The 12696-nt window shown below is 60.4% G+C and carries 11 protein-coding genes; 6 read left to right on the top strand and 5 right to left on the bottom strand.

The annotated features are described in order from the left end of the window. Window positions 1–9: 9 nt before the first annotated feature. Entirely contained in the window at window positions 10–150 is a 141-nt protein-coding gene (locus IPK79_10665; GenBank protein ID MBK8190898.1) for a hypothetical protein, read from the bottom strand. Between the two features lie 238 nt (window positions 151–388). Between IPK79_10665 and IPK79_10660 the strand changes: the two genes are divergently transcribed. Both IPK79_10660 and IPK79_10655 read left to right on the top strand, forming a co-directional pair. Next, on the top strand, window positions 389–1417 hold the full coding sequence (locus IPK79_10660) for a Gfo/Idh/MocA family oxidoreductase (GenBank protein ID MBK8190897.1): 1029 nt from the start codon (window positions 389–391) through the stop codon (window positions 1415–1417). 177 nt (window positions 1418–1594) lie between these two features. Continuing rightward, complete coding sequence (locus IPK79_10655; protein MBK8190896.1) at window positions 1595–2155, top strand: hypothetical protein; 561 nt, start codon at window positions 1595–1597, stop codon at window positions 2153–2155. A gap of 133 nt (window positions 2156–2288) precedes the next feature. Here IPK79_10655 and IPK79_10650 read toward each other — a convergent pair whose 3' ends face one another. After that, window positions 2289–5276 (bottom strand): hypothetical protein, encoded by a 2988-nt coding sequence (locus tag IPK79_10650; protein ID MBK8190895.1) that lies wholly within the window; start codon window positions 5274–5276, stop codon window positions 2289–2291. A gap of 287 nt (window positions 5277–5563) precedes the next feature. On the opposite strand from IPK79_10650, the gene IPK79_10645 reads away from it, so the two are divergent. Beyond that, window positions 5564–6490 (top strand): hypothetical protein, encoded by a 927-nt coding sequence (locus IPK79_10645; protein ID MBK8190894.1) that lies wholly within the window; start codon window positions 5564–5566, stop codon window positions 6488–6490. A 13-nt stretch (window positions 6491–6503) separates the two neighbouring features. Here IPK79_10645 and IPK79_10640 read toward each other — a convergent pair whose 3' ends face one another. Continuing rightward, a complete protein-coding gene (locus tag IPK79_10640; protein MBK8190893.1) occupies window positions 6504–8045 on the bottom strand; it encodes a hypothetical protein in 1542 nt (513 codons plus the stop codon). A gap of 17 nt (window positions 8046–8062) precedes the next feature. Continuing rightward, complete coding sequence (locus IPK79_10635; protein ID MBK8190892.1) at window positions 8063–9121, bottom strand: hypothetical protein; 1059 nt, start codon at window positions 9119–9121, stop codon at window positions 8063–8065. A gap of 309 nt (window positions 9122–9430) precedes the next feature. On the opposite strand from IPK79_10635, the gene IPK79_10630 reads away from it, so the two are divergent. Continuing rightward, window positions 9431–10018: a YihA family ribosome biogenesis GTP-binding protein gene (locus IPK79_10630; GenBank protein ID MBK8190891.1), complete on the top strand. Its 588-nt coding sequence runs from the start codon at window positions 9431–9433 to the stop codon at window positions 10016–10018. On the opposite strand, the gene IPK79_10625 is transcribed toward IPK79_10630, so the two are convergent. Beyond that, complete coding sequence (locus IPK79_10625; GenBank protein MBK8190890.1) at window positions 10008–11207, bottom strand: SIS domain-containing protein; 1200 nt, start codon at window positions 11205–11207, stop codon at window positions 10008–10010. The genes IPK79_10630 and IPK79_10625 overlap by 11 nt on opposite strands. A gap of 132 nt (window positions 11208–11339) precedes the next feature. On the opposite strand from IPK79_10625, the gene IPK79_10620 reads away from it, so the two are divergent. Both IPK79_10620 and IPK79_10615 read left to right on the top strand, forming a co-directional pair. Further along, window positions 11340–12233, top strand: coding sequence for a hypothetical protein (locus IPK79_10620; GenBank protein ID MBK8190889.1), 894 nt, complete (start codon window positions 11340–11342; stop codon window positions 12231–12233). Window positions 12234–12245: 12 nt separating this feature from the next. Further along, complete coding sequence (locus tag IPK79_10615; GenBank protein MBK8190888.1) at window positions 12246–12662, top strand: hypothetical protein; 417 nt, start codon at window positions 12246–12248, stop codon at window positions 12660–12662. Window positions 12663–12696 lie beyond the last annotated feature (34 nt).

The following is a 12696-nucleotide window of genomic DNA, read 5'->3' as shown; positions in this document are numbered from 1 at the left end:
GGGGCAGGCTTACTGCCGAGGCGTCGCTTCCTGTTGCGTCACCAGCATATTGCGCCAGTTATCCATCTGGGTCTCAATAAACTTGGGATCGTCGCTCTTGAGCTCCAGCTCGAGATCCCCTTTTTTGAGTTTAAAGACGTATTCGCTCACGGTGTATCCTCAAATCCTGACGCGACGGCGGCCATGGCCTTATTTATTATAGACACAAAAGGCTTGTTGCGCGTGGCGGACTCTTTGCGATCATCGCGTGAATCGCCTCGGGCGGCATCCCCCAGTTGGGGCATTCGGCGTGCGGGCGCGGGGCGCGTGTTTACGGCGACGCCCGTTTACGCTAGGCTGGAGCGCGCCGGACGACAAGGGAAGGAGTCATCAAGCCATGAGTGACGCAATGCTGAGCGTGGCCGTAGTGGGATGCGGGTACTGGGGGCCCAATCTGGTGCGAAACTTCGCCGAGCATCCGCGCGTCGACCTGCGCGCCATTTGCGACCAGTCGCCCGAGCGGATGACGCGTCTGGCTCGACGCTATCCGACCGCACGCGCCGTCACCGATTACGCCGAGCTGTTGAACGACCCGACGCTTGACGCTATCGCGATTGCGACGCCCGTTCATACGCACTATGCGCTGGCGAGTCAGGCCCTTCAGGCGGGCAAGCACGTTCTGGTTGAAAAACCGATGTGTATGACGGCGGCTGAATGTCTGGCCCTGATTGCGCTGGCCGACGAAAAAGGCCTGACGCTGATGGTCGATCATACCTTCGTCTACCACGGGGCCGTGCGCCGGATGAAGCAGCTTATCGAGAGCGGCGACCTGGGCGACATCCTGTATTTTGACTCGGTGCGCGTGAATCTGGGCTTGTTTCAGAGCGATATCAACGTAGTATGGGATCTTGCGCCGCATGATCTGTCGATTATGGATTACCTGCTGGGTCAGACGCCCCACACGCTGCATGCCTCGGGCGCCTGTCATACCGGAAGCGGCCTGGAAGACGTGGCCTACTTAACCCTCAACTTTGAGCGCAATCTCATCGCGCATTTCCACGTGAGCTGGCTGTCGCCGGTCAAACTGCGCCAGATGCTCATCGGCGGCGCCCGCAAGATGATCGCCTACGATGATTTGCAGCCGATGGAAAAGATCCGCGTCTACGACAAGGGCATCGATCTGCGCGCGCCCAGCCAAAGCGACGAAGAGCGCTACCAGACGCTGGTGAAATATCGTCTGGGCGATATGACCTCTCCCGCGCTGGATTTAACCGAGGCCCTGCGCGTCGAAATCGATCATTTTGCGGCCTGCGTCCTCGATCGGCAGACCCCCATTACCGACGGTCGCGCGGGTCTGCGCGTGGTCCAGATGCTGGAAGCCGCCAATCGTTCGCTGGCCTCGGGTCTGCCTCAATCGCTGGAAGCGGCGCGGGTCTGACAGGCGCGCATGCGTTTTTTGCGCAGCAGGACTTTACAAATATTTAGAAATTCTTAAAAAACTATCACCAAAATCCAATTGATTGTTTTTATGCAGATACGCAATAAACTTGGGGTTTTCTAAAAAGTCAGAGACGGGGTTACAGAGGAAACAGCGAATCTTGGGGAGGAATTCATCATGACGTATTGGCGTGATTTTAGTTATGGCTACGGCTACGGTTCGCCCTATTCCAGTTACGGCGCCGGGCCGCGTTATCCGGGCCGGGGCTATGACCTGGGCTATCAGCGCAATGATTTTACGCGCAACCAATATAACAACTACCGGGGATCGGGCTCGCCGTTTTTAAGTGAGGCGCGTTATTCGCCCATCAATTATGGCGGCAATCTCGACTTCGCTTCTCGTTATATGCGCAACGCCGACCGCAATCGCGACGGGCATGTTGACCGCTTCGAGTTCCAGCAGGCATCGGGCGTTAATACCTCGCGTTTACGCGGCGATCAGTACCAGCAGGCGTTAGACGTTAACCGCGATGGGACCGTGGATTACCGTGAAGCGGGCGCGGGGCTCATTGCCACCGAACGTTCCAACGATTGTCGCGCCAACGGCGGCGTGAGCGCCCCTGAACGCGATGCGATGAACTGGCGCCTCAGTACGTATGACGGACGTGAAGGCGTCCGTCGCGAGGTCGCGTCACTCAGTGGGAATAATCCGTTTCGGTATGGCTATAACCGCTGGTAGTCATTACTCAGGTAGAAATGGGTAATCAGGCGGCGCGCAGAAGCGTCGCGGGGTGGGGAATAGGCAAAAGCCGATGGGCCGTCTCTCAGAAAGAGCGGCCCTTTCGGCGTTTAACCGATACGCCGGATAAAGCTCAGGAGAATTGCTGAAAGACTGTCGGCGCCTGCAACGGCTGCGTCGCGCCAAAGCGATTGCTGGGGTCCACCAGCGTTTGCACGCCGTTTTGATGCGCCACGCTCGCAATCCCCGGATGCTCATTTTTGCCGGTAATCAGCCGGGTCAGGGCGTATTGCGTCTTGGGCACGAGAATGCCCAGCCCCGCGCCAGCAATCAACAGGCTGGTGAGGCGCGTTAAGTAGCGGCTGTTTTTGCTGAGTCGCTGAAACCCGCTTAAAAAGCCCTCGAACGATTCTCGGTTCCACGTCTGCTCAGGCTTGAAGCGGGTGTTAAGTTGCGCCCGCATCTGATCGAGATATTCCGCGATGCCGCGCCGCATTTCGTCGGCTTTTTTGATATTGCGAAACGTCCGACGGTTGGCGTCATGTGACAGGAAGGCGACCTGACGCATGCCCGCGCGCAACAGCGTCTTATCGCGCTTGAGGCCCCCACTCGCCAGCTCTTCCAGCTTGCGGGCAGGGCGTGTGGCGCGTGCGGGATCATCCACATTCAGCAAGAACAGCCGCCGGTCCGCGCCAGAAAAAATCGCGCCGATACGCTCGCGGTAATGCGAAGTGAGTGCGCGATAGCCCGCGTCGCCTTCCTGCGAAAGCGCCTCGGTCATGGCGCTCATCACGCGATCGACGCCTTGGGCCAGGGCCCGGTCATCCATCGGGACGCCTGCCTGTAGCACCGCGCCAATAGAGGCCAGTTTGTCGGCCAAAGGTCTCAGCGCGCGGCCTTCGCCCAGACGCGCGGCCTCCTCGCGCAAGGCGTTCAGGAGCGGCGCGCGTACGGGGCTGCTTTCGGCGACGGCCTGCAGGGCTTCGCGCGCGGCGGGCGAAAACGCCCCCGGGTCTTTCATGCGCTCTACGCTCTCCAGCGCCGATTGCGCCTGACTGGCCAACGTCTGCGCGGGCGTTTCGTGCAACAGGCTGGACGATTCCAGCAATCCCAGAAAAGGCGCCGCTTGCCGCAACAAGGCATGTTCCGGGCCGCGCGCCGCCCGAAACACGTTCGCGCTGCGGGTGAATAACTGCGTCACGCGCGAGAGGCTGTCTTGTTGGGCCATGGTCTCCAGACGCGATATCAGCGGGCCTGCGTCTTCGCCCAGACCTTGGGCCAGACGCTCAATGCCCGCCTTCAGGTCGGCTTGCGGGACGCCAGCGGTGGCCGCAAAGGCCTGTTTGAGGGCAAGCGAGGCGTCTTGAGCCGTGTGCGACGACAGGGCGGCAAAAGCCCCTTCACGCGCGCGCAGACGCGCCACGACGCTGTAAGCGTCATTGACATGGAGCGTTTCGCCGGGGGGCAGAGCGGCCATCACGGCGCCATAGAGTCGTTGCGCTTGCGGGGCATCCATGAGGGCGTTGAGTTCATGGGACAGCGCGCGTTCCAGCCCCAGATCGCCTTTCATGGGCGCAAGCCCCATCGCTCGACTCACGCCCTGTTGCGTGGCCCACTCCAGTTGGGCGGACAGACGGCCGGTTTCGCCGTCGAAGAGCCCTTCGAGCAATTGATTGAGTCGCTGATGAGACAGTTGTCCTTGCGTCAGCTCGCGCTGCAAGGCGGCGTCCTGCTGGATGCGGCCCGTAATGAGCTTTGCAACGTCGGGGTCGAGCAGAGTGGTCGTGGCCAGAGCGGGTTTCATAACGCGATTCAGCGCAGCGCAGATGTGCGGCATTGCCAGAATATAGAAATACAGCGAGGCCCCTTCGCGGTAAGCGACTTCCAGCCCCGCGACGGGGTTGCGGCGATAGTCCTGATCGGCGCGACCGGTGACGATGCCGCCATCAATGACCAGAATATGTCCGCTATCCGTATTTTCGATGGCGTGTGCGCCGCGACGCAGCAGAGCGCTGCCGGAAAACCCAAACTGGACCGAGGGAGAGGACGAATAAGGCGAATAACCCGAAGGCGTAGAAGGCGTAGAAGGCGTAGAAGGCGTAGAAGGCGTAAAGGGCGTCATCAACTGGGATTGCTGCGCGAAAGTCGGCGCCCCCGCGCCATATAATCCGTTAAAAGAAGAAAGGGGAGAAAAAGCGGAAGAATAAGCAGGAGAAGAGACCGAAGAAGAAATTGAAGTGGAAAGAGGAGACCCAACCGCCGGAAATCCTTGAGGCGAAAGCGCCAGAGACGGCGCGGCGCCTGTTGCCTGTATCCAGGCCGTATTCTGGGCGGGTGGCAAGGCGTTCTGTCCCGAGGACGGCGGCGTCCAGGCGCTCAGGCCCAATGCCCGAGGCGACACCCACGCCGGATTCTGACTCGGGGGCAGGCCGTAGGCCGTCGGATGCAGCGCTGCGCCGCTAACACCCGCATTCTTAAACGATGGATTGCCAAACGTTGACTCAACACGCTGGCCCGGCGCAGTCATCGAGGCGGCAGGCCCGCTTGGGCGCGGCGATCCGCTGGCGGCGGGCGTCTTATCGCTGCCGGGAGCCGTGTGCTTGTAAAAGCGCCGTAAAATCCATTCCGTCTTCTTCATGTTGACCCATGGCAGCAGCACGCTAATCACGCCGAGCGTGCTGGCGATGGCGAATCCCAGTCGCGCGCCGCGCGCTGCCAGCACCCGCGACCACTCCTTGCGGTTAAACGCATAGCGCTCACCGGGCCGTAGCGACATCGTGGGCTTGTCGTAGTGTCCCCAGTCGATTTCAGAATCAATATGACGCAGTTTTTCCGGCGCAAAGCGCTTCCAGCCCCAATCCCACGCTTTCCCAAGCTGGGTGACGCCAAACAGCCACATTACGCCGGTGGTGACTTCCTCGAAGAGGCGCTCCTGAAACTCCAGAAATCCTGTGCGCTTGGCGGCAAAGGCGCATTTGCCGGGGATATTCATCATTTCGGTCGCCAGCACCGGCGTGACGTTTTCCGGCGACGGATTACTCAGCTCGCTCATACGCCGATCGACCCACGGATTGCTTGGAATCCGGGTTAACAGGCGAGAAAGGGCGTTGGAAACAGGCATCTTCGTCGTAAAAACCCTGTCAGGACGCTTTGGGCCTTAAAATAAGCGATGCAAGGCCTATCATGAGAAAGAGAGGACAAGCAGGCGGGCGGGCAGGCGCATACAGCCATAAACGCCGCTCAAACCATAAAAGTGTCAAAAATGCGTCGACCGAAGCCGTTATTATGCAACAGGGACGAGGCGTTGTCGTCTCTTTTTTGCCGCTTGCGCGTGATTACGACACAAAAGCAAAGCCCGCCGGGCGTTTTCCCGCATTTGACGCTAAAATAAATGAAATGACACACCCCATGCCGCCATCGCCTGCCATCGAAAGCATCGGCTATCTGGGCCCTGCCGGGACCCACTCGCATCAGGCTGTTCTCGCCCTGTCGCAGGATTCGCGCGCGCGCGCTGTCTTCAGCGGCGCATCCCTACAGCCGTATCCCACGCTTTACGCGCTTCTGGAAGCCGTCGACGCGCAAGCGGTCGCCGTGGCGCTGTTGCCGGTTGAAAACTCCCTGCAAGGCGCCGTCGTCGAAAGCATGGAAGCCGTCGGACTGGATCGCTTCTCGCTGAATGTGCATCTGGAATGCCTGCTGCCCATTCAGCACGCCCTGATTCGTCAACCGCAGGCCGCTGCTGCCGACGCTCTTAACGATACAACAACTCTGGCCGGTCTGACCGGCGTGATGTCGCACCCGCAGGCGCTGGCGCAGTGCCGTGAGACGTTGCGCGCCCTGCTCGGGCCGGATGTGACGCTGGAGCCGACCGCCTCCACCGCCGACGCCGTTCGTCAGCTCGCCTTGCGCGATGCCGCCTGGGCCGCGCTGGGCAGCCGCGAAGCAGCCCGCCTGCACGCGATGCGCGTCGTGCGCGAGGACGTGAGCGATTCGCCGGATAACGTGACGCGCTTCTGGCTCGCATCCTCCACGCGTCAGACCCTTCGTCTGCCCGTCTGGCCGGATTTGCCGGTTAAGACGTCGCTGTGCATCGGCCTTCAGGACCGGCCCGGCGCCCTGATGGAAATCCTGCTGGGGTTGAAGGCGTATGATCTCAATATGAGCCGTATTGAGTCGCGCCCTTCTCGTCGACGTCTGGGCGAATACCTGTTTTACGTCGATGTGGACGGCGACCTGCGCGACCCGCGTCTGGAGCGCATCGTGATGTTTATGGAAGCCGACAAAACGTACTTCCGCATGACGAGCGCTTACCCGTGCCTGGGCGCCCTGCGCTGACGACTGATCGCGTTTAGCGCGCGCGCTTGTTGCTGGGATTCACGGCGGCTTTTTTGGCAGGCGCAGGCGCTTTCGCCGCCGCAGATGTCGTACTGGATTTCATACTGGATGTCGTACTGGCGGGGGCTGGCCCCTTAGAGGCAGACGGCTTCAAAACGGCCGGCGCCGCCGTGGCTTTGGTCGGCGTCGAGGTCTTCGCGGCAGGCGTCTGCCGCGATTGCTCCAGCGTGAGCAGCGCGTCGCCGCCGACCAGCAGGCCGAGCGCATTACGGGCGCTGACGAATCCCTGTTTGGCGTTGCTTTCTTCCTGTTGCAGGCCTTCAAACATGGAGTCCAGCACTGGCTTTAGCGCCAGGGCGTCTGCGTTTTCGGGCGCCTCTAAAATGCGTTGATAGTAGGCGTCCAGCTTAACCAGCGCCTCATGAGAGAGCTTCCACTGGTCTTGCGCCTGACGGTAGGCGTAATACGATTCAATCACCTGGGTTTGAAGCGCTTCCACTTCTTTGGCGAGCAGCAACATGTCGGCGTCAGTGACCCGCCCCATCGCGGATGTTGTCGGATCGCCGCGAAGCATATCCTCTACCAGCGAACCGCTCAGCACGCCAGCCGGAGTGCCGGTCCACATTGAGCCCGCCACGCCGCCCAGACGCACGATATTCTGGAAAACCCGCTTGGTAAAGGAATCACCGGTTGTTTTGCCGGTTGCGTCGCGACGCGAGAGCTTTTCGATGGCGTAGCGAATGGCGCCGCTGCGCTCAACAGCCGATTGCCACAGCAAGGTGATGTCCGTCAGCGCCAATTCCTGATCGTCGCGCAGCTCATTGCGAATGGCGTCGTGCTGAAAATGCATGCGCTCGGAAAGTTGTTGTAAATCCCCCTGTAGCTGCGGTTTAAGGGTTTTAAGGGCGGCCTGCGTTTCGGCGGCAGCCTGCTTTTGGGCTTCCAGCGCTGCGCTTTCAGCAACGGAAGGCTTCTTGGGGGAAGACGCCTGCGGGGCTGGCGGCGTCGCCGCTTTCTGGCTGGGGTCGGATGCCTCTTGTCTGGATTGGGCCTGCGCTTTTGCCTGACGTTTTTCGGCCTTGCGCTGGGCCTTGGGGCTCAAGGCTTTTTCGTTGCTGTCATCACTCACCGCCGGCGTCGAGATGGCTTCAGAGGGAGGCGAGGCAGGAAGCGCCGCGTCTTGTTGAATCGCCTCCACGCCGGTGAGGGCGGATTCCTCTTCGGGCGGCGCCTCTAAGGCCGGTTCGCGCGTCGCAGCGGGAAAATCCTTGGTGATATCAGTCGGCGAGCCGTCCTGAAGCTTACTGTAGAGATCCTCTATCTCGCGATCAACCAGCCGTATGCGCTCTGCCTGAGACAACGGCGGCGCACTGAGAACGACGGGCGCTTCAAAGCCGCGCGGCGTGGGGGCAAGCGGCGAGGCGATCCCGTTTGAAAGCGGTAAGGATACGGCCATGCACGCCAGCAGGAAAGCCGAGAGCCGGCCCGCGCGCAGGCGCAAGCAGCCAGAAGCAAGAGGATGGGCGAGAGAAGCAGACAGGAATGAAAAAGGCATTGGGGAGTCGGGCCAATCTATCGCAACGAGGCGTTGGGCTTGGGCGCGGCAGCCGCCGCCGCAGCGGGCGCAGGCGTCTGGACAGGAAGCGCGGCTGTTTGCGCCGCATCAGGCTTGCTTGCGGCGGATTTTACCCGTGATTCTTCGAGCAGATCGTGGGTGTAGGCGACCGAAAGCTGAAGCCCGTCTACGGTGTCAGCCCCCGCCAGACGCTCCAGCTCCAGACGATAGAGCTTGGCGCGATTACGCAGGGCGCTTTCCGCCATCAGGGCTTTATAGTAGGCGCTGCCTGAGGCCAGAATCGCCATATCGCTATGGGTTTTGAGCGCGTTGGCATAGGCCGTATGATGCCGCTCCGTCGTCTGACGGGACAGAATCAGCGATTGCAGGGTGTTCTTGTAGTCGTGATAGGAGCCGATCACCTTGCCCTGAAGCTCATCGACCATACCGGCGAGCTGAATTTTCTCGGTGGGGCTGAGCATATTCTCCGGCGGGACGACTTTTCCAGAAGAGAGGTTACGCAGCGCGTCGCCGCCTGCCATTGCGCCCATATTGCGATACGTCCCCGCGCCGGGCATCATCGTCGCGGCGATAGTCGCGCCGGAAATCAGCACGTTGAGCGTCTTGCGCATAAACAGGCTGGACTGTTTGCCGTGCAGATCGTCAGGCGAAGCCAGCTTCTCCAGCGAAAAGCGGATGACGGGGTTTTTTTCGACCGTCGAGTCCCATAAAGATTTTAAATCGGCGTCGTCGGCTGCGCGCTGCAACGTCAACAGGGTCTGGAAATCCTTGTCCGAGGCGCGAATCCCCAGATCGTTATCCAGTTTTGTGATGCGCGCGCCTACTTTTAGCAGCGGCGTGCTGACTGCCGAGAGCGTCACCGGCCCCAACTCGCCCGCGTCAGGATTCGTCGAGGCATTGGGGTCAACAATAGGGTTAATGGCGGCCACCGGCGGCAGAAAACTCCGCTGGGGCAGGCTTGGCGCTTTGGATCTGGCCCAGCTCGCGGCGCTGCCAGCGAGAAGGACCGTCAGCGCAAGGGCGACGGCGGAGCAGGTTCGGGCGGGCGAGGTCAAAAACAGAGGCATATCTTGCTAAAAGACCTTAAAGCGTTGGCGAAGTTCCGGCGGGCGGAGGCGCCGTATTGGGTACTAACGCCCCGCGATGCGTAAACATGACCGCGCCTGGAGGCAGTTTCCCAAATCGTTAAAAATTTTAACACAATTGCGCCGCCGGTGGGCGAGTCATTGGACGGATGGCGGCGCATGCCGTCGAAGTGGGTTTTAAAAGGCCCTTCAGCAAAGGCTTCTGTTTTCAGGATGCTAGAATACCCCTGAAGAATGGCCTTACGCAGAAACACATTCTGACGGATCGAGTAACCCCCCGTGAAAATTCACGTCGCTGAATTTATCAAAAGCGCGCCTTCTCTGGCCGATGCGCCTGTGATGGGCGATGCGCCGGAAATCGCCTTTGTCGGCCGCTCCAACGTCGGCAAATCCTCGCTGATTAATTGCCTCACGGGCCGTAAAAATCTGGCGAAGACCTCCAACACGCCCGGCAAAACCCGCCTGATTAACTATTACTGGATTGATAACGCATGGTTTCTGGTTGATCTGCCCGGCTACGGCTATGCGCGCGTTTCAAAAACCGAACAGGCCCGCTGGCAAAAGTCGCTGGAAACCTATCTGCGTCAAAACCCGCGCTTGCGACTGATTTTTCTGCTGGCCGACGGGCGTCATGGGTTTCAGCCAAACGATATCCAGATGGCGCAATGGCTGCGCTATCACGATTTGCCGACGCGCGTGGCGCTGACCAAGGCGGACAAAGCCGCACAAGCCGACCTGAAGACGCATCAACGCGCGGCGGCAGAATTACTCGGCCTTGATCCGCAGGCGATTACGCTGGTCGCCTCGCCGAAGAATCAGGGGCGAGAGGCGATTCTCGCTCAAATTGAGGCGGCGCTTACTCCGTAACGGCTTTTTGTAGCGTGGGGTTATCCGGGTTTTCGCCTTTGAGCGCGGCCAGGTGATAACTGATAAGCTGAAACGCCACCAGAGACACGAACAAGCTGTCAATTAATCCGCAGGCGGGCAGCGTCAGCAGGCGATCGGCGCTAATGGGCCACTGCGCCGCGAATTCCGTCGGCAGGGTGGGACTGTTCTCGAAGCGGATGAAGAACACGCGATCGTCTTCAAAGGCTCGCTGCGGCGATTCTCCCGCCAGATCGCGCCAAAAATGGCTGCGCGCATCCCGATACAGCTCATCAGCCAGCGTCGCGTCTGTCGGCGTCAGGTAAATAGCATTGGGGTGATGCCCGTTCACCCCCGACAGAATCACTTTGGGGCCGTGTTTGAAGCTTTCGGCGTTATCGGTATAGACGATATTGCTAGACGTTTCAGTGAGTTTCAGCCCGGCTTCTGGCAAAATCAGCGTGGTGGGGCCTTTTGAGATGAGTACGAAGTGGTTAACCTCAATCAGTTTATGCGTAAATCGCTGGAGCGCCGCCATGGGCGCCTCACTCAGAAGCGCGTCAATTTGATCCGGCACGGCGGCGAGTTGCGCGAGCGTTTTATCGTAAGCGTCCGGCGTCAGGCGTCGCAGCGAGCGGCCAACGGCGGCGCCCCAGAGCAAGAGGGTCATCAGCGTGGCGGTAAGCGTCTTGGTTGCGGCGATAGAGCGCTCTTCCCCTGCGCCGATGAGGACATGATTGCCAAAGCGCCGCGCCAGCGACGATTGCTCGTGATTGGTCACGCTGAGGGCTTGAGCCGCAGCGCCCAACGGCGCAGGCGCGGCCTGCGGAAACAGCCATTGCGCGGCCCGCAGGACGCTGGCTGTTTCGCCCGACTGGGAGACAAACAGGTAAAAGGCCGCCGGATCGCGCGGTTCGCGTTGCGGCGCAATGGCCTGGGCGATGGTCTGGCGTTCGAGCAGGTCTTCCGGCCCTCGGGTGACGAAGGGCAAGCCGATGCAGGTTTCCAGAAAGGGCGCGGCAATATCGAGCGCGTGTCGGCTGGAGCCTTCGGCGACGCCAATCAGGCGGGTTTTGTCCAGCGGAATTGCCGCATGACGCGTCAGGCGCTCCGGTTGTGCGGCGAGAATCTCGCGCAGCAGGGCGGGTTGTTCCTTGATTTCGCTGAGGAGTCGAATGGGCGTCAGGGGCATTGCGGCGTCCAGTATGGCGAGCGGTACGGCCTTATTCTAGCGCGCGCGGCCCGCGTTTGACTCCCCTGAGATACGGAGGCGCAGGCGCGCTCAACTTTGCGCGCGATTTGCCGATAGATTCAGTAAGCGCGTTTGCGTGATTTTTCCCGTCCGCCGGGTCAGACGCCCGATTTTCAGAACGAGCGAGCGATCGAGCCGATGTTTATCGTCAATTGCGTGCAGTGTAACCGACCGTTTCAGCGAACGGGCGCGCATACCATGTGCGGCAACTGCCTGGAGACCGAATATTCCCGCTACGATCGCTATTACCGCAAACTGGGCAAGCATCTGGAAAACCTCAATATGCTGCATCTGGCCCAGAAAACGGGCCTGTCGGCGCAGCGGCTCGCCAATTCGCTGTATTTCCGGCTGGGCAATGGCGCCATCAAAGACCTGCCGCTATGGAAGCGCGGCTATTGCAACGTGTGCCATCAGCGCCTGAAAAATGCTGATTCCGTTGAACCTTTATGCCTGCATTGTCTGGAACAGCTTATCCCGCTGGTGGACAACGACCCGCAGGCGATTTTTGCCTCTGATAACGAGCGCCGCGCCCAGACGGCCCTGCAGGAGAGCGCCGCTCCGCCGCCGTGTCTCTCGATGAGCGAAACCCCTTTGCCCGAGGCGCTCCCGCTACCCGATGCGCTGCCGCAAGCGCCGGAGGAGGGCGGCGAAATAGAAGCGCTTCGTCAGGAACTGGCGCATTACAAGGCGCTTTACGAAGCGGTGATTCGCGAGCGCGACGGGCTTACGTCTCTTTCGCCTGTCGCCGCTGAAGGGCCGCTTGTCGAAACCGTCTCAAGCGCGGCGCCTGCGCAAGACTGGCGCGAAATCCTGCTGATTCTCGATCGCGCCGACGATGACGGCCCCCTCACCTCGCAGGAACAACGCCTGCTTCAGACGCATCATGCCTATTTTTCCCGTCAGGGGCAGATTCGTCATTATGGGTTCAAGCGCAATGCGCCCGCTCCCTCTTCTACGTCTTCTTGAAAGGCTGCTTGAATGGCCCTCCCCGTTGTTGGCAAACTGACGAATTGTCGTCGCTGTAACAAGATTTTTCGCTTGTTGCGCAGCGCCTATTGTCCTGACTGCATGACGACGCTGGAAGTCTTGATTCAGCGCAGCCAGCGCGTGCTGGTCTGCCAGCCGGAAACGCTGCTCGAGGACTTGTCGCGCCTGTGCCAGATGTCGCAGCTCGATGCGGAAATCCTGTTTTTTGATGGCCTGCTCGGCCCCGGCGCCGCCCATGTGCTGATTTACTGCAAGCGCTGCGGCAAAACCCAGAATAATCGCGAGCGAAAAGGCCGCTATTGCGCCGATTGCGCCGCGCTCGTGGACGAAGAGCATAAGGCTCAGCATGCCAGACCTGCAGGCGAGTCGCAGCTTGATTCGCCTTGCAGGAAAACCCGCCGCGCCTGACGCGCCAAGCGCCCTGAATGCTGGCGGAATTTGC

Source organism: Vampirovibrionales bacterium, assembly GCA_016712355.1.
Lineage (GTDB): Bacteria > Cyanobacteriota > Vampirovibrionia > Vampirovibrionales > Vampirovibrionaceae > JADJRF01.
Note: the sequence above shows the minus strand (reverse complement) of the source record. Positions and strands in the feature narration are given on the sequence as shown.

Bases quoted from the DNA above. Each gene is read 5' to 3' on its own strand.
- IPK79_10660 (MBK8190897.1), top strand. From the start codon at position 389: ATGCTGAGCGTGGCCGTAGTGGGATGCGGGTACTGGGGGCCCAATCTG.
- IPK79_10655 (MBK8190896.1), top strand. From the start codon at position 1,595: ATGACGTATTGGCGTGATTTTAGTTATGGCTACGGCTACGGTTCGCCC.
- IPK79_10650 (MBK8190895.1), bottom strand. From the start codon at position 5,276: ATGCCTGTTTCCAACGCCCTTTCTCGCCTGTTAACCCGGATTCCAAGC.
- IPK79_10645 (MBK8190894.1), top strand. From the start codon at position 5,564: ATGCCGCCATCGCCTGCCATCGAAAGCATCGGCTATCTGGGCCCTGCC.
- IPK79_10640 (MBK8190893.1), bottom strand. From the start codon at position 8,045: ATGCCTTTTTCATTCCTGTCTGCTTCTCTCGCCCATCCTCTTGCTTCT.
- IPK79_10625 (MBK8190890.1), bottom strand. From the start codon at position 11,207: ATGCCCCTGACGCCCATTCGACTCCTCAGCGAAATCAAGGAACAACCC.
- IPK79_10615 (MBK8190888.1), top strand. From the start codon at position 12,246: ATGGCCCTCCCCGTTGTTGGCAAACTGACGAATTGTCGTCGCTGTAAC.